The organism is Pseudomonas sp. PDM22 (assembly GCF_014851965.1).
GTDB lineage: Bacteria > Pseudomonadota > Gammaproteobacteria > Pseudomonadales > Pseudomonadaceae > Pseudomonas.
On sequence record NZ_JACVAR010000004.1, the window covers coordinates 238623 to 255192 of the forward strand.

The following is a 16570-nucleotide window of genomic DNA, read 5'->3' on the forward strand; positions in this document are numbered from 1 at the left end:
GATGTCTCCAGGAGTTACAGAGTGAGGAAGCCGTCGTAGAGGCCATAGGCCGCGATCAGTGCACCGATCACGACAACCGCGAAGATGAGCTTCTCGACATTGGTGAAGATGGGTTGGCCCACTTCATGTTTCGCTTTGGCGAAGAGGATGACGCCGGGCGCGTACAGCAGCGCCGACAGCAGCAGGTACTTCAGGCCACCTGCGTAGATCAGCCACACCGCGTAGAGAACCGAGATACCGGCGATGATCAGGTCTTTGGTGCGGTCGGCCGAGTCGGTCTCGTAGGTCTCGCCCTTGACTGCCAGCAGCAGGCCGTAGGCCGCGGACCAGAAGTACGGGATCAGGATCATCGAGGTGGCCAGCAGCAGCATCTTGGTGTACGGGTCCATGCCACCGTCGGCGCTGCCGGAGGTGAAGAACACGATGACCAGGAAGACCTGCACGCAGATGTTGGTCAGCCAGAGGGCGTTGGCCGGCACCTGGTTGGCGTTCTCCTTGCGGAGGAACTCCGGCATGGTGTGGTCCTTGGCGGCAGCGAACATGATCTCGGCGCACAGCAGTACCCAGGAGAGCAGGGCACCCAGCAGGGAGATGAGCAGGCCGACGCTGATCAGGACCGCGCCCCAGTGGCCGACCACATGCTCCAGCACCAGCGCCATCGACGGGTTCTGCAGCTTGGCCAGTTCCGGCTGGGTCATCACGCCCATGGACAGCACGTTCACCAGTACCAGCAGCAGCAGGACGGTGATGAAGCCGATTACGGTGGCCTTACCGACGTCCGAACGTTTTTCCGCACGGGAGGAGAAGATGCTCGCGCCCTCGATGCCGATGAACACCCACACGGTGACCAGCATCATGTTGCGCACCTGGTTCATCACGCTGCCCAGGTCAGGATTGCTCTTGCCCCAGATGTCCGCGGTGAAGATGTCCAGCTTGAAGGCGAACAGGCAGATCAGGATGAACAGGAACAGCGGGACGATCTTCGCCACCGTGGTGATGGTGTTGATGAACGCCGCTTCCTTGATCCCGCGCAGTACCAGGAAGTGCAGGGCCCACAAGAGGATCGACGCGCAGACGATCGCCGCGACGGTGTCGCCCTTGCCGAAGATCGGGAAGAAGTAGCCCAGGGTGCTGAACAGCAGGAGGAAGTAACCGACGTTGCCGAGCCAGGCGCTGATCCAGTAACCCCAGGCCGAGGAGAAGCCCATGTAGTCACCGAAACCGGCCTTCGCGTAGGCGTACACACCACCGTCGAGTTGGGGTTTGCGGTTGGCCAGGGTCTGGAAGACGAATGCCAGGGTCAGCATGCCGACCGCGGTGATGGCCCAACCGATGAGGATCGCGCCGACGTCAGCGCTGGCGGCCATGTTTTGCGGGAGAGAGAAGATGCCCCCGCCAATCATCGAGCCGACAACAAGAGCCGTCAAAGCGCCTAGCTTTAGTTTTTGGCTGCTTTCTTGCGACATTTAAGAATCTCCCTATAGGAAGTTGGAGAGTGAGGCTATTTAGCGCCCGTCTTGGCGGGGCACTCCTGATTCAGGTCAATAGCTTGCTATCCAATGTATTGGGCAGTACTTCCTGCTCTGCCCACCCCGCATAAACCATAGGAGAGGTTTTGCATTAGCGCCCGATTTAGAGGGGATTTCGTGAAGATTTGAGCGCGGTTTCATGACCGCAGAATGGCAGTCGATTTCGCAGGCCCACGCAGGGCGCGTCGTTGCGCTTGATTCGCAGATGCAGAAAGGCGCAGGACCGCTGTGTAGGAAAGTCCTGAACGAAGATGCGGGAGGGGAAAATTGGCCGGGGCAGGATCACTGCACCCGGCGATGCGCCTGTCGAATCGAAGGCACGAGATGGCAAGAAGCCCGAAGGACACCGCCGGGTTCGTGGCCTGGCGGGCGCGACGTGGCAGGCACGTCGCGAGATGTGATGCACAAGGCAATCGCACCTGTGTCGCAGAGCAAGGTGTGTGCCAGGGCTGAAGACTACGTCAGAGCGCTCTGTGGCGCTGTTCGCCCTTGGTCGCAGTCCAGGCCATCGGCGGATTTCTGCTCAGAGGTCGTTGTCGTCGGCGGAATTTCCGCCATTGGGGAGGAGTGCACTACACCCGCATGGTGCACGGGTGTAGCGCGCAGGTCCTACCTTTCCGATGCCTTCGGGCCGGCAAAGGTGAAGAACTTGTACAGCAGGAAGGTACCAAAGGCAGGAACCGCCAACGAGAGGGCATGCGCCAGTCCATCGGCAATGGCCTCGAGGTTCATTTGACGCAGCACGTAGCGGAAGCCCAAGGCGGAAATCCAGACCACTGGCATGAAGGCCACGTTGATCAGCAGGAACTCCCGGGCCTGCGCAGCTATCGGCCGGGGCGAGCCTGGAAATACAAAACGTCGATTGAGCAGGAACGCCACGCTGATCCCAACCAGATAGGCCAGCAGCACCGACAGCGAGTAGTTGAACTCCTGGCTAAGTGCGTAGCGGGTACACCAGTTGGCCAGGGCAGCTGTCACGCCGACACCAATGAAGGTCAGGAACTGGCGGGTCAGGAAGTGCCTGATCATTTGGCTGCGGCCTGGATCGCCATCTTGCGGCCGAAGTCGATACTTTCCGAAATGCCGCGATCCTCCGGGTAGTAATAGGAGGTATCGGCGGCCCACAGGCCCTCGACCGGAAGTTCAACCGGCGGCAGGTGCTCCAGGTACCCGGGGTCGCAGATCGGTTGGGCGTAGCGATAGCGGCTGGCGCGCAGTTCGAGGAAGTCGGTGTCGGCCAACTGCGGATTGATCTTCTGCAGGTAGCGTTTCACCTTGTTCAGGAAGGCCTGGTCCGGCTCCTGGAACTTCGGGTGTTCGCCGGGCATGTAGAAGGGCACGTAGACGATGTGCTCATCCAGCGGGCGCAGATTGCTGTATTCCACGAGTCCCGGAATATCCATCTCGGGATCGTTGGTGTTGAGCCAGAAGTTCTCGGTAACCGCCTTGCGCAGCTTGGCGATGACGCAGACCACGGCAATGTTGTTGACCGAGCCGAACGCCTTGAGAGTGGCTTCGGGCAGATCTGGCATCAACCGCGGGACATAGGGCATCGGAATAGTACTGATGACCTTGTCGAAGGCGTGCTGCTCGCCGCCGGCTTCGACGCCACGGATCTTTCCGCCATCCATCAGCACCTTGCTGACAGGGGTGGCCAGGCGGAACTCACCGCCGTGCTGCTGGATGTAATCCCGCAGGCCGTGCAGCAAGGTCTCGGAGCCGCCGTCCAGGTAGCCCAGTTTTTCCCTGAACAGGCTGTAGCGCGAGCGGCCGATGCGGCGGATACGGCTCCAGATCCAGGCAGCCGAGAGGTTGCTGGTGTAGTCGTAGAACTTGTAGTCGAACAGCCGGCGCCATAGCACTTCATAGGCTTCCGCCCCGACCCAGCGCTTGATCCAGCCCGTGGCCTCGACGTGGTCCAGGGGTTTCCAGTCGTTACGCTTGGTCGAAAGGAACGCATGCAGGCCATAGCGGAACTTTGCGATGAAGCTCAGGCCGGAGAACTTCAGCAGCGCGATCGGGTTGCCCCAGGGCTGGACCTTGTTCTGGTACCAGTAACCCATCTTGGTCTCGACCCATTTCATGTGGTCGGCGAGGCCCAGTTCGTCCAGCACCTTGAGGAAGGCGTGGTCGGAGATGCAATGGAAGTGGTAATAGCGCTCAATGGACAGACCATTGAAGTCGAAGTGCGCAGTCATTCCGCCGACGCGGTCGTCAGCCTCGAAGATCACTGGACGATGGCCGTCCTTTACCAGCTGATAGGCAACTGCCAGGCCCATCGGGCCGGCGCCGAGCACGGCGATGCGTTGATTGTCCTTCATCAGAAATCCAGTACGACCTTGCTGTAGGTGGGGTGCTTGAAGGTTTGTTCCACGGCCTGGGCGAACGGCGTTGGTTTCACCTTGAAGATGCCGGGCCAATCGATCACCTCGAATTCATCGCGGGCCACCAGGGCCTTAAGCTGATCGGCAGTGAAGGGCGGGTTCTTGTCGAACAGGGCCCAGATCTTCAGCAGCGCGTAGAAGAGCCCATAGGGGATCTTCAGCAGCATGCACTTGGCGCCAGTGGTGTTGCGAATGGTGCGAATGATGTCGATGTAGTCGACTTCTTCCAGGCCGGTGATGTTGTAAACCTGGCCGGCGATGCGCGACTCGATGCAGCTGGCGATGATGCTGCTGAAGTCGCCGGCGTAGAGGGGTTGGCGCATGTAACGGCCGTTGCCCGGGATGGGGAATACCGGGACCTTCTGCATGAAGCGCGACAGCCAGCCCAGGTGCTTGCGGTCGAACCAGCCGAACATCAGGGTCGGGCGCAGCACGACACAGTTGATCCCGCTCTCCAGAACGATGCGCTCCTGCTCCTTCTTGGTATTGGTGTAGTGGTCGTCGGCGACCGACTCCACCACGGAGGAGCTGATGTGGACGGTGTAGGGAATCTGGTAGCGCTTGATCAACTCGAGGATGCGTTCGGTCGAGGTAATGTTGTTGCGCACGAACGGCTCCGGATTCGGATCGCCGATTTGCGCCTGGAGCATGACCACGCTGTCGGCGCCTTCGAAGTGCTTCTCCCACTCACCGGGCTCGGCGAGGTCGACATACTCGATGGTCAACTCCGGGTGCAGGCTGCGCAGGGTCTCGAGGTTGGCGCGGTGCTTGTCGAGGATGATCAGGTTGGTGTAGCCACGCTCCTTGAGCTGGGCGACCAGGTTCTGGCCGACCAGGCCGGCCCCGCCGGGGATGAGGATTTTCTTGCTGGTCAATTGGTTGTGCCTCCCAGGCAGACGAGCTGAACATCGTGAATCACTGACTTCCCCAGATTCTCGGTGGGATCCAGGCGCAAAGTGTCATCTTTGTGGCGCCGCTTGAATGCGAAATGCATAACGACGTCTCCGGTGGGATAGAAACGTCGTACAGAGCGTTGTTCCTTGAAGTTGAACTGCTGCCCCCAGAAGAGTTGTGCAAACCCCCCCTTTTCTCGCCATGCGTGGACCACTACTCCGAGATAGCGCTGGTCTTGGCATTGCGGAAGGGAAAATTGGATGCTCGGCTCGACGTCACCGGTCTCAAGTGCCATTTCACCGGGGGTATCCAGGCGAACGGCATTGTAGACATGCAACTGATCGAGCGGAATCTGAACTGCCGTCAACGGCGGCAATTGTTTCTGTACGTGAGCGGCCCATCCAGGGAACGCCGGCATGCTGGGGGCGATGGGAATGTACAAAGGACTAACTTGTTCTGCGAGACGACTGTATGCCATCCATTGCTGTTCGCCTCTGTCTACTCGGACTGCCCCTTGAATGCAGACCAGGGCGAATGCCACCAACGCCAGCACGCCAATGGTCGCGAAGTAACGAAAGGCAAGACCTGCCGAAAAAATCAGCAGCGTATAGGGGATCAGGTAATACCTCGAGCAGATCCCTAGCGGGCTGAGCAGCTGCGGTTCGTGCCGCTGAGTGAGCAGGCCGGCCAGGTAGAACATGGCAGCCAGCGCGAGCAGCGATACCTGAAGAACTCTCTCCTGATGGCTGCCTCGTATGAGTTGCATGGCCAATGCGTAGGCAAAGAGCACCCAGACCAGCAACGCGCAAGTTGCACCGAATACCGAGTTCAAACCAAAAGTGAAAAATACCCAGAGAGCCTGAAGCCAATGCCGGTAGTCGGGGTCCATCGGAGCGGTGCTGTCAACTCTATCGCTGGCTACCAGGAAGTAAACCTGAATCAGTGCACTGCCGATGATGATGAGGTAGACCACTGCAGCCTTTGTCATCCGTCTGTGGAGGAGTGTCTGCAGAACGAGAATCGGAAGTGTGATCAGAGCAAAGGGGCCTGTCAGACCGGCGATGATCAATGCTGTGCTGGTGAATACTCCTGGCTTGGTGGTGTCGGGATGGCAAATGAACAGAATCAGCGCGATGGCGATGAACCAGTGGGCATTGGTGAGAGTAAAGAAAGCTTCTCCATTGTTTGGCTGCAGAAGGACGCAGCCGACAAGAATGAGACAGCTGGCATTACTCAGTGCATGTTGGCGGCCATAGTGGCAAATGAGAAATACGGCGATGCCGACAGCCAGGAGCCATCCCAGGTTGAAGAGACCAGGAATGAAGGCGAGTGGGAACTGGCTCGCCAGCAGCGCGACCAGGCGTGGGAAAAGGTGCAGATAGCCATTATAGGGGGACCAGACTGCCTTGACTCCGCCTTCAAGTGCCTGGTTGAGAAAAACGTTGCCGTCCTCTCCCCACAGACTCCCCAGGATCAGGCTCGAGTTGCCCACTTTCAGCGCCAGGAGCGCCAGCATGAGCAGGAGCAACAGCGATGTCCTGAAGCGTTCGATCTTTTCCTCTAGAAATGTATGAGCGTTAGTGACGTTTCGGCACGCCCAGGCCTGTGGATTGCGAAACATCGGTGTCCCGTCTGTAGTGCTGAAGGCAGGTGGAGAGCGGGCCCGCATGCGGATCCGCTGCCACATACGACCGTATGTCAGTTCAACGTGATGGTTTGATCCAGCGACTGGCACCGCTCGAATTGGTCGCCATTGCTACGCACGATACCAACGCGGTATTCGCCGGAAAGCTCATGGGTGTCAAAGCGGGCCAGGAACCCGGACTGGATGAGCTTCTCGTTCTTGAAGAGGCTGCTTACGTCGCTTCTTGCCACCGCTTCCGTCGGGAATATCCGGGATACGCCGTTATGATCCTGCAGAGTGACGAATACATGCTCAGGAAGTTTCCCCTCGGCGCTGGAAAGCACGGTCCAGCCTTCGATAGCTGCATTCTCCCCAGTCTTGACGGGAGTGCCGGTGGGCTTTCCATTGATGGAGTCCAGGTGCCCTTCACAACTTGTGCTTGGTCGCGCGTTCTGCAAAGCGAGTGAGGCCAGATTGCTCGGTCCATTCAGGTTGATTGAGACAGCATCCTTGGGACCGGGGCACTCCTCGTACGGACCACCGCCAGTGCGCAGTACGCTGATATGGAAGCGGCCCGAGAGGCCACGGGTGTCGACTCGGGCAATGTAGCCTGCGTTGGCCAGCCGCGGGTTCTTGAAGGCATTGCTCACATCCGGCCGCCGCTGAGGACGAGTGGGATAGATTCTGTTTTGGCCTTTCTCGTCAGTCAGCTTGATGAAGACGTCTTCTGGAAGTTTTGCCTCAACGCTCGACAGAGCGGTCCAGCCTTCGATGTCCACGTAGTCGCCAGTTACGGCTGCGCCATCCACAGATACGCCAGCAATCGAGTCCACGTGCCCCTCGCATTGTGCGTTCGGGGAGGCCTGGAGCATGGCGGCAGTCGACTGGATGGGCTGGGATATGATGTTGATCGCTACTGGCGCCTGTAGAAGCTTGCAGTGCTCATACTCGGATCCGCTTCTACGCAGCACACCAATCTCGTAATTGCCGGAAAGTGAGCGAGCGTCAATCGTGCTGGTGATTCCGGCCCGGTCCATAGTCGGTGACTTGAAATAGGCGGCAAGGTCCGGGCGCATTTGAGTCTGGGCAGCGTAGAAGCTCATCTCGCCATTTTCGTTGCGAAGGCTGATGAACACTTGATCAGCCAACTGGCCTGTCGTGCTGGAGATAGCGGTCCATCCTGTCACCTGGAGGGTGCGACTGAGGACCTCGCTGGAGCTCGCCGGTTCACGATTGAGCGAGTCTATATGCCCTTCACAGGATGGATTTTCGCGAGCGTCAAGCATTGCCTGGGAGGGGCTTGCGTGAGCAGCAAAAAGATTCTCGACGGGTGCGTGTCGAGGGGGAATGTCGACCTGGATGAACTGGACCTGCAGGCTCTCCTGCCAGTCAGAAGACGAGTCATCCTTGGTAATCCAGAAGCTGGTGACTTCTTTTTCCACCGGTACTTTCGTCGGACCATCGGCGAGAAGCGCCAGATCAAACGCATCTTCGATAAGCGGTGAAACGACAAAACCACTCTCTGCCATGCTGGGGACGAAGTGGAATTTGCGACGCTCACCGTTGCGCAACTCCAGGTTGATACTCAAGCCCCCGCTTTTGTACAGCGTCTTGCTGATCTTTCCCTGCAGGGTTTGCTTCATGGAAATGCGGGCGAAGAGTGCTCCTGAATACCTTGGAATCGTTATCGCCTGTCCCAGGGTTGCCGTCTGCGTGTGCACTAGCCCGCTATCCAGATCGACCGGATCAAGGCGCTCTCGATGGAGTACCAGATAATTGCCATCCAGTGAGATGGGCGCGTAGTTGCGAAGCATGGTTGGCCAACTGGCGCCGTCTTCCAGAGCGGGAAAGCGCCCATCTATGCTGGTTACTTTTACAAACAGGTTATCCGGGGACTTTTGAGAGCGGAGATGGGATTCGTTCGCTAGCGCCAACGCGGGTGTATAGGCCGAGTAGCTTTGGAAGACCGGCCGTGGTGCCCACTTGTTGCCGGAAGCGATCAGGGTGGTGATATCCCATGGATAGATGTCGCTGGTGCCACTCAGCATGCGTACAGGATCTTCCTGATGCAGGTGAGTGAGTCTCTGTTGGTAGGCAGTTGCGAGCTTGCCGGGAGAAGTAATTCGCTCGGCAATTGCCCGGCCAGCGGAAATGTAACGATCAGCCAGGTTGCCACGGACATTCAGCAAGTCGTAGGACGGCACCTGCAGGGCCAGAGCTACCCCCCCTGCCAAGCACAGAGCGAAGAGTGGCTTGGGGATGTGGTTGGCCAGAAGCAGAATGGCGATCAAGAGAGAGCCCAATGCGATTGCCACGTGATCCACGCGAACGAACGCAGCCTTGAAAGACAGGAACAGGTATAGGGCAAACGCCAGAAGCAGGAAAAGTGTGCTCAACCGAGGGCGACGGCCTGGCAGTAGGCTTATGAGGATCAGGCCGCTGACGATCACATAGGTGATGATTGCCCGGTTGTCCCCATAGGTCGCCATGGCGATGGTATAGCCGGAAATGATCGGCAGAATGTTGTGGAAGAACTGCAGCAGTGCAGAGAGAGGCTGACCCGCAGCCAGCCAGAATATCAGTGCGGCTAGCGGTGGCAGCAACAGTGTTGAGATGGCGACAGTGTGTTCTTTCCGGATCCATGCCAGTAATGAGCAGAGAGCTCCCACACTCAGGCACAGGGGCAGCAAAGATCCCTTGATGAGCGGAAGCAGCCCAAGGCCCACGGTGCAGAGGATGAAAAGAGTCCTCGCCCCATGTTTGCCGGCACCATCTCCCAGAAGCTGATGGAGTGTTAGTGCCAATAGCAGGGGGTAGGCAAAGAGCAGACTGTCCTTGCTGATTACCCCTAGCCAGCAGAAAGCAAGGGTGGCCGCCAAGATCGCCCAGGCAGGTAGTCTGCGATAATTGATCAGCAGAAGCGTGCCATAGATGGCGCCCAGTATGGTTCCGCTGATTACCCCTAACAGATCGCTCTGTGGGTGGTACATGAACGTAAAGAGCGAGGCATAGGGGCCGAAGGTAAAGACCACGTCCTGGCCAATCACAAGTCTTTGGGCGAGAGCCTCTTGTATGCCGACCGCCCAGGATGCATCCAGCCCCATGTCCGGTAGGCGAGGAGCGATGGGGGCGACAATGCCAACCAGAAGGATCATGACCGTAGCGTGAATCAACCATTGCAGGATTCGGCTAGCAGTGATTTGTGCCCGACCGGTGGCTGGGGTCGTGGAAAAAATTGGCATGGCGAGTTCCGGTGCCCTCAGTGACTTAGTGATTCCGTTCGGTGGTCAGATGTTGGTTTTCTTGAACAGCCCGGTAGGAATGTTACGAATCAACAACATGATCAGGCTCCAGAACCAGGGCGTATAGATCGAGTCCCGGTGCTTTTCGATTGCGCGGTTGATGTCCCGGGCAACTTGATCAGGGGTCGCCAGCAGCAGTTTGGGCAGGGTCAACCCTTGGGTCATGGGTGTATCGACGAAGCCCGGCTTGATTGTGAGCACATGGACTCCTACCTTGAACAAGCGCGCACGCAAGCCCTCGCAGAACGTGCTGACTGCCGCCTTGGCAGTACCGTACAGGTAGTTGGAAGGACGACCACGGTCTCCCGCCACCGACGAAATCACAGCCAGTGTTCCGGTGCGCTGTTCTTCCATGCGATTGGCCAGGCGGGTCAATAGTGCGATCACGCTCAGGCCGTTGCTGGAGAATTCACGCAGAGCGACGTCGACATCCTGCTGACAAGCTGCCTGGTCTGGCAGGGTGCCATGTGCGATCAGGCATACGTCGACTCGGCCCAAAGTGCTGAAGGCTTCCGCCAGCATGCTCTCATGGGATGGCAAGTCATTCAGATCAAGTGCGTGGGTCTGGACCAAGCTGGTTCCCCGCGCGCGCAGGTCGGCGGCCACCTGTTCGAGCTTTTCGGTATTGCGCGCCACGAGGAAGAAGCGAGCCGGTTCAGTTGCCCATTGGCGCGCGCAAGCGGTGGCGATGGCGGAATTGGCGCCGATGATCAGGATGTTTTTCATGCTTGAGTCACGCGTGTCCAGAATTGGGAGATGAGTGCCGGGTCACGGAGGGCCTCGACCTGCTGCCAGGCCGGATAGAAGGCGCGGAAATCCTCGCCGGCCATGTGTGCGTCCTTGGCCGGGTACAGTCGCCCTCCCGCCTGGCGAACGACCTGGTCGAGGCGACGGAACAGGACTCGGTCGAGATCCTGGTGCTGAGGGAAGTCCAGGGCCAGGGAGACGCCGGGCATGGGGAATGACATGAGTCCGGGAGAGGCCACTGTGCCACAGCGTTTCATCACGGCGAGGAACGAGCCGCTCCCGCTGCCGGCGATACTGGAGAGAACTTCGCGCATGGCTGGCTCGGCTACTGCATCGGGAATGACACACTGGTACTGCTGGAAGCCTCGGCGCCCATAGATCCGGTTCCAGTGCAGGATGCTGTCCAGTGGATAGAAGAACGGGTCGTAGCTGCCTCGGGAGCCACGGCGTCCCGGCTGGTGAAGGTGGAAATAGGCATTATTGAACAGATTAAGACTGAGTCTGTTCATAAGAGTGATGGGGGGCGTGACAGGGACGCTCAGGCGCGTTCGCCCATCAAACTGCAACTTGCCCTCACGGGCGTGATTGCCAACGGAGAAAACTCCCCGGCCGGCAGAACTGCCTCGCGCCAGGCAGTCGATCCAGGCGACGGTGTATTCGTGGGTGCGGTCGAACTCTTCGGATAGCGAGAAGAACTCGCCAAGTGAGTCGAAGCGCACATTGACACCATCTATCTCGCTCGACGTGATCGGCATCAATTGCAGTTCAGCCCAGACAATCACCCCACTCAGCCCAAGCCCGCCAATAGTGGCTCGGAATAGCTCGGTATTCTCCTGCGCCGAGCAGACCAGTGCCTCCTGTTGATCGGAGCGCAGCAGAGACAGGCGTTGTACGTGGCGGCCAAACGTCCCACGAACGTGGTGGTTCTTGCCATGCACGTCGTTGGCGATGGCGCCGCCCAGTGTTACGAACTTGGTGCCCGGTGTGACGGGAAGAAACCAGCCACGAGGAATGGTCACTGCGAGAATCTCGGCCAGCGTGATGCCCGACTCGGCCAGGATGACGCCATTTTCCCAGTCGGCAGATATCAGTCGGTCAAGTTGCCGGGTCTGCAGCAGCTCTCCACTGGATGCCAGGCAACTATCGCCGTAGCTTCGGCCGTTTCCGTAGGGGAGAGTACCGGCCGGGTGTTTTGCCAGCCGATGCAGAAGCGCAGGTAGTTCGCTTTGCCAACTGCAGGGGTGTCGTTGCTGGAGGAGATACGGATAGCGGCCCCAGGATGCCAGTTCTCGGGTCATCAGGCTGCTACCCAGAATATCAACGCAAAAAAGGCACCAATCATCAGGCTGGCGCGGTCCTTGATTGCAAAGACGACGGGGTCGTCATGCATCAGCCCGCGATGGGTCAACATCCAGACTCTCGTTATCCAGAACAGCAATAATGGGCAGGCGAGCCATATCAGCTGCGGATAGTGATACATGGCGGCAGTGGTAGCGTCCTGGATGTACAGGGCGAGGACCATGACTGACAGGTAACCCGAGGCGGCTCCCAGGGACGAGATCATTTCCAGGTCATCCGGATAGTAGCCGCGTCCTCGTGTTTTCTGACTCTTGCCCTTCATCCGTGCTTCGCGCAGTTCGGCATAGCGTTTGACCAGAGCCAGGCTGAGGAAGATGAACATCGAGAAGGCCAGCATCCAGAAGGTCAGCTTGACGTCAAAGGCAAATGTGCCGGCAATAATGCGCGAGGTGTAGAGCATTGCCAGAACTATGACGTCCACCGCCATTCTGCGCTTGAGCCAGAAGGAGTAGGCGAGAGTCAGCAGGTAGTAGGCGGCCAGTGCCAGACCGAACTTCCATGGCAGCAAAAGTGCGGATCCGATGAACCCGATGAGCAGTAAAGCCGGGAAAGCGAACAACCCGCTCTGAATTGATATGGCGCCGCTGGCGAATGGGCGGCGGCGTTTTGTGGCGTGGTGCCGATCATCTTCCAGGTCGAGCAGATCGTTCAGGATGTAAACACTGGACGCACACAGGCCAAAAAACAGGAAGGCGAGCAGACCGTTGAGCAGCAGTTGGGGCTCGAGCAGGCGATGGCTGGCCAGAAGCGGTACGAAGATCAGGGCATTCTTGGCCCACTGGTGAACGCGCAGCGCCTTCAACCAGGTACGGGCGACCTTGATTTCCCGCTTGATTTCACTCTCGACGTTACCGTGGTCATGCGCGCGGCGACTGATCTTGCCGTTGGAGTTGACGACGTATGCGCGCCGCGCGGCCTGCCAGACCGGCAGATCATCCGCCGAGTTGCCTGCGTAATCGAAGCCCTGCATGCCAAATTCCGCAACCAGCGCATCGCGCTTGCGTTCGGCGGATAGGTTGGTGTTTTCGTCTGTGGCCATCACCTGGTCGAATACGCCCAGGTGGTCGGCAATGCGCTGGGCATAGCTGTGATGGCTTGCCGTGGCCAGAATGATCCGGCGACCGTTCTGTCTTTCCTGGCGAATCAACGCCAGGACGTCTTCGTTGTAAGGCAGCACGGATACGTCGAGCGGCGCCATATGGGCCAAGCGGCTTTTGAGGTTTGCTTTCCCCTGAGCGAGCCACCGTACGGGTGTCAGTGCTTTCAACGGGTGGAGTTTGAGAAAGCTGAGGCCTGACTCGAGCAGTAGGTCACTGTGAATGAGGGTGCCATCAAGATCGATGACCAAAGGGGCTGACACGTACTGCTTCCTCAACAAGTCCATATGCAAAAGAGACAAGAGCCCTGGTGATTGATGTAGGACTCTTCGGAGCCTGCGGATAGTAACGTCTGAAGTCATGCAGCAAAAGCCGTAATCCGATGCTCTGCCGTTTTCACCCTTCGCGGTCACCACCATCACCGGGGTTCAACAGCAGGCCGTGCTTGCGCAGTTTGTCGTGCAGGGTCTTGCGCGGTACGCCCAGCGCTTCGGCAAGGCTGCGCAGGGAATTGTGCGAGCGGCCCATCTCGGCGGCGATCAGCGAGCGCTCGAAGGATTCCACCTGCTCGTTCAGCCCGGCGCCGGGAGTGGCGGCGGTGGCCTGCCCGTGGCTGTCGTCCAGCCCCAGGTCCAGGCCGAGGGCGTAGCGCTCCGCGGCGTTCTGTAACTCGCGGACATTGCCCGGCCAGCCGTGTGCCAGCAGTTGCGCACGTTGCGCCGAGTCCAGCGGGCGGGCGTTCAGGCCATGGCGCTGCGCACCGCGCTCGGCAAAGTGCTGGAACAGCAGCAGGATGTCGTCGCCCCGTTCTCGCAATGGTGGAATGCGCAGACTGGCTACATTCAGGCGGTAGTAGAGGTCGGCGCGGAAGCGGCCTTCATCGGAGGCCAGGCGCAGGTCCTCCTTGGTCGCCGCGATGATGCGGATATCCAGTGGAATGAGCTGGTTGGAGCCCAGGCGCTCGACGGTGCGCTCCTGCAACAGGCGCAGCAGCTTCACCTGGACGTCCAGGCTCATGCTCTCTATCTCGTCGAGGAACAGCGTGCCGCCGTTGGCGAACTCGAACTTGCCGATGCGGCGCTTCTGCGCGCCGGTGAAAGCGCCCTGTTCGTGGCCGAACAGTTCGCTCTCCACCACTGACTCGGCCAGCGCGCCGGCGTTGATGGCGACAAATGGACCGTTGCGGCGGCTCGACAGGTCATGCAGGGCGCGGGCGACGACTTCCTTGCCCGAGCCGGTTTCGCCCAGGACCAGCACGTCCGCCTGGATCGCCGCGAGCGATGCGACCTGCTGTTGCAGACGCTGCATTGGCGCAGACTGGCCCACCAGACGGCCCCGGACTTCTTTCTGCTCGGTCAGGGCCAGGCGCAGGCTGCGGTTTTCCAGCACCAGTCGGCGCACATCGAGTGCGCGGCGCACGCTGTCCAGTAGCGCATCGCTGGGGAAGGGCTTCTCGAGGAAGTCATAGGCGCCCGAGCGCATGGCCTTCACGGCGAGCGGTACATCGCCATGGCCGGTGACCAGGATCACCGGCAATTCGGAGTCTTGCGCGTGCAGTTGCTCCAGCAGTTGCAGGCCATCGATGCCCGGCATGCGGATGTCGCTGACGATAACTCCCGGCCAGTCACGCGCCTGCTGCGGATCGATCTGCCGCGCATCGCCCAGGGCGACCACCTTGAAGCCAGCGAGGTCGAGGGTCTGGCAGAGCGCCTGGCGCAGGTGCGGGTCGTCATCGATCAGCAGCACCTGGGTGGTGGAGTCGAACGGCTCGGCCGAACTCATGCGCGGGTTTCCTCTTGCGGCGTCAGGGTCACGCCGGGAATGCCCGGCAACAGGTGCAATTGTACGAGAGCGCCGCCCTCGGGGTGGTTGCCCAATTCAAGATGTCCGCCCAGCGTGCGTAACAGGGTGTCGCAGATGGCCAGGCCCAGACCCAGGCCTTTCGCGCTGGTCTTGGTGGTGAAGAAGGGCTCGCGAGCATGGGCCAGGGCTTCGTCGGAAAAGCCGGGCCCGTTGTCACGCAGGGACAGGATGATGCGCTCGGGCGTCTGCTCGGTGGTCAGCCAGATGCGCCTTGGCAGTCCCTTCTCGGCCAGGGCGTCGAGGGCGTTGGAGATCAGGTTGGACAGGATCTGCCGCAGCCGCGTCTCGCCGGCCTGCACCCAGATTGCCGCGTCGGGCAAGTCGCGCAGCAGTTCCACGTTCATCGCCTGGCGGCGCTGGGCGAGCAGGGCCAGGGCGTCATTGATCGCCGGCTGCAGTGCGACGTTTTCCGGCGCCCGGCGGGCACCGCGGGCGTAAGCCTTGAGGTGGCCAATGATCGAGGCCATGCGCCCGGTCAGTTCACCGATCTGTTCGAGGTTGCCGCGGGCGTCGCTGTAGCGCTCGTGGTCGAGCAGTACGCGGGCGTTGTCGGCGTAGCTGCGTATCGCCGCCAGCGGTTGGTTGAGCTCATGGCTGATGCTGGCGGACATGGTGCCCAGGGCGGTCAGTTTGCCGGCCTGCACCACTTCATCCTGGGCGTGCATCAGCTCGCGCTGCGCCTGCTCGCGATTGCTGACTTCCTCCTGCAGCCGCATGTTGGCACCTTCAAGCTCCTGGGTGCGCTCCTGCACACGCAGTTCCAGCTCGTGCTTGGCCTGGGCCTCCAGGGCAATGCGTTCGAGGTAATGGCGGCGGCTGATAGTCAATAATGAGAGTAATAGAAGCAGCGCGACCAGGGTGGCCGCGCCGATCAGGACGACGCTGCGTACCGGTGCGTCGACCTGGGATCGAGGGGTATAGATGCTAACCGTCCAGCCAGTCTCGGGCAGGTGGCGGCTCTGGCTGATCCAGCGGCGCTGGTCGATCTTCAGCGGCGCCGGGTGCAGCACCGGATAGGGAATGTTCTCGGCGATCTCGCGTTGCTTGGCGGGGGATAGCTCCTTGCCAGTGTGGAAACGCCAGGCGTTACTGGACGAGAGGATGACGACGCCGTTGGAGTCCATGACCAGCAACTGCTCCGGCGTATTACCCCAGAGCTGCTCCATGTGTTCGAGGTCGACCTTCACTACCAGCACGCCGAGCAGCTTGCCGCCGTCGCGGACATCGCTGGCGAAGTAGTAGCCGCGGCGCTTGGAGGTCGTCCCCAGGCCGAAGAATCGTCCCTGCCGACCTTGGGTCGCTTCCTTGTAGTAGGGGCGGAAGGCGAAGTTGCGGCCGACGAAGCTGTCCGGCTGATCCCAGTTGGAGGCGGCGTGGGTCATGCCGTCCGCCTGGATCAGGTAGATGACGTCTGCCCCGGTGCGCCCGCGGATGCGCTGCAGTTCCAGGTTGGCGGCGTTCTGTGCTGTCAGGCTCTCCGGCGTTTGCAGCGCGGCGCGCAAGGTCGGCAGTTCACCGAGGATCGGTGGCAGGTCCTCGTAGCGGCGCAGGGTGCCGAGCAGGTTGGCGACGTAGAGGTCGAGGGTCTGCTGGTTCTGCTCAGCCAGTTGCTCGCTGTAGTAGCGCTGGGCGAAGAAGTGCAATGGCCAGAGCAGAAAAGCAGCGAACAAGAACAGTAGCAGGGCATGCCAACCAAATCGATTAACCATAGCCAGACGTGCCTGTTACAGGGGGAAAGTTGCAAGGATTTTATTGGATATCAGCGGTATTG

11 protein-coding genes are annotated in these 16570 nt (G+C 59.9%); all 11 read right to left on the reverse strand.

The genetic code is table 11. The features are described 5' to 3' along the window. Positions 1–14 precede the first annotated feature (14 nt). The 11 genes from arcD to IB255_RS16155 all read right to left on the reverse strand — a co-directional run bounded on the left by arcD (position 15) and on the right by IB255_RS16155 (position 16508). Complete coding sequence (arcD, locus tag IB255_RS16105; protein ID WP_081515309.1) at positions 15–1466, reverse strand: arginine-ornithine antiporter; 1452 nt, start codon at positions 1464–1466, stop codon at positions 15–17. 672 nt (positions 1467–2138) lie between these two features. Then, positions 2139–2558, reverse strand: a complete 420-nt coding sequence (locus tag IB255_RS16110) for a GtrA family protein (protein ID WP_081515310.1) — start codon at positions 2556–2558, stop codon at positions 2139–2141. Then, complete coding sequence (locus tag IB255_RS16115) at positions 2555–3850, reverse strand: NAD(P)/FAD-dependent oxidoreductase (RefSeq protein WP_081515311.1); 1296 nt, start codon at positions 3848–3850, stop codon at positions 2555–2557. The genes IB255_RS16110 and IB255_RS16115 overlap by 4 nt, the downstream gene beginning before the upstream one ends. Beyond that, the gene (locus IB255_RS16120; protein WP_081515312.1) at positions 3850–4788 is read right to left on the reverse strand and encodes an NAD-dependent epimerase/dehydratase family protein; all 939 of its coding nucleotides are present in this window, start codon (positions 4786–4788) and stop codon (positions 3850–3852) included. The genes IB255_RS16115 and IB255_RS16120 overlap by 1 nt, the downstream gene beginning before the upstream one ends. Further along, positions 4785–6335, reverse strand: a complete 1551-nt coding sequence (locus tag IB255_RS16125; protein ID WP_081515313.1) for a hypothetical protein — start codon at positions 6333–6335, stop codon at positions 4785–4787. The genes IB255_RS16120 and IB255_RS16125 overlap by 4 nt, the downstream gene beginning before the upstream one ends. 170 nt (positions 6336–6505) lie before the next feature. Then, on the reverse strand, positions 6506–9673 hold the full coding sequence (locus IB255_RS16130; protein WP_081515314.1) for a hypothetical protein: 3168 nt from the start codon (positions 9671–9673) through the stop codon (positions 6506–6508). 45 nt (positions 9674–9718) lie between these two features. Then, positions 9719–10459 (reverse strand): SDR family oxidoreductase, encoded by a 741-nt coding sequence (locus IB255_RS16135; RefSeq protein ID WP_081515315.1) that lies wholly within the window; start codon positions 10457–10459, stop codon positions 9719–9721. Continuing rightward, positions 10456–11778 (reverse strand): FAD-binding oxidoreductase, encoded by a 1323-nt coding sequence (locus IB255_RS16140; protein ID WP_192210562.1) that lies wholly within the window; start codon positions 11776–11778, stop codon positions 10456–10458. Before IB255_RS16140 ends, IB255_RS16135 begins: the two co-directional genes overlap by 4 nt. Beyond that, positions 11778–13223, reverse strand: a complete 1446-nt coding sequence (locus tag IB255_RS16145) for a UbiA family prenyltransferase (protein ID WP_081515769.1) — start codon at positions 13221–13223, stop codon at positions 11778–11780. Before IB255_RS16145 ends, IB255_RS16140 begins: the two co-directional genes overlap by 1 nt. Before the next feature lie 109 nt (positions 13224–13332). After that, complete coding sequence (gene dctD / locus IB255_RS16150; protein ID WP_081515317.1) at positions 13333–14718, reverse strand: two-component system response regulator DctD; 1386 nt, start codon at positions 14716–14718, stop codon at positions 13333–13335. Further along, a complete protein-coding gene (locus IB255_RS16155) occupies positions 14715–16508 on the reverse strand; it encodes a sensor histidine kinase (RefSeq protein ID WP_081515318.1) in 1794 nt (597 codons plus the stop codon). Before IB255_RS16155 ends, dctD begins: the two co-directional genes overlap by 4 nt. Positions 16509–16570: the final 62 nt, after the last annotated feature.

Coding starts and splice junctions, on each gene's coding strand:
- dctD (WP_081515317.1), bottom strand. CDS start 14,718: ATGAGTTCGGCCGAGCCGTTCGACTCCACCACCCAGGTGCTGCTGATC.
- IB255_RS16115 (WP_081515311.1), bottom strand. CDS start 3,850: ATGAAGGACAATCAACGCATCGCCGTGCTCGGCGCCGGCCCGATGGGC.
- IB255_RS16110 (WP_081515310.1), bottom strand. CDS start 2,558: ATGATCAGGCACTTCCTGACCCGCCAGTTCCTGACCTTCATTGGTGTC.
- IB255_RS16135 (WP_081515315.1), bottom strand. CDS start 10,459: ATGAAAAACATCCTGATCATCGGCGCCAATTCCGCCATCGCCACCGCT.
- IB255_RS16155 (WP_081515318.1), bottom strand. CDS start 16,508: ATGGTTAATCGATTTGGTTGGCATGCCCTGCTACTGTTCTTGTTCGCT.
- arcD (WP_081515309.1), bottom strand. CDS start 1,466: ATGTCGCAAGAAAGCAGCCAAAAACTAAAGCTAGGCGCTTTGACGGCT.
- IB255_RS16145 (WP_081515769.1), bottom strand. CDS start 13,223: ATGGACTTGTTGAGGAAGCAGTACGTGTCAGCCCCTTTGGTCATCGAT.
- IB255_RS16140 (WP_192210562.1), bottom strand. CDS start 11,778: ATGACCCGAGAACTGGCATCCTGGGGCCGCTATCCGTATCTCCTCCAG.
- IB255_RS16130 (WP_081515314.1), bottom strand. CDS start 9,673: ATGCCAATTTTTTCCACGACCCCAGCCACCGGTCGGGCACAAATCACT.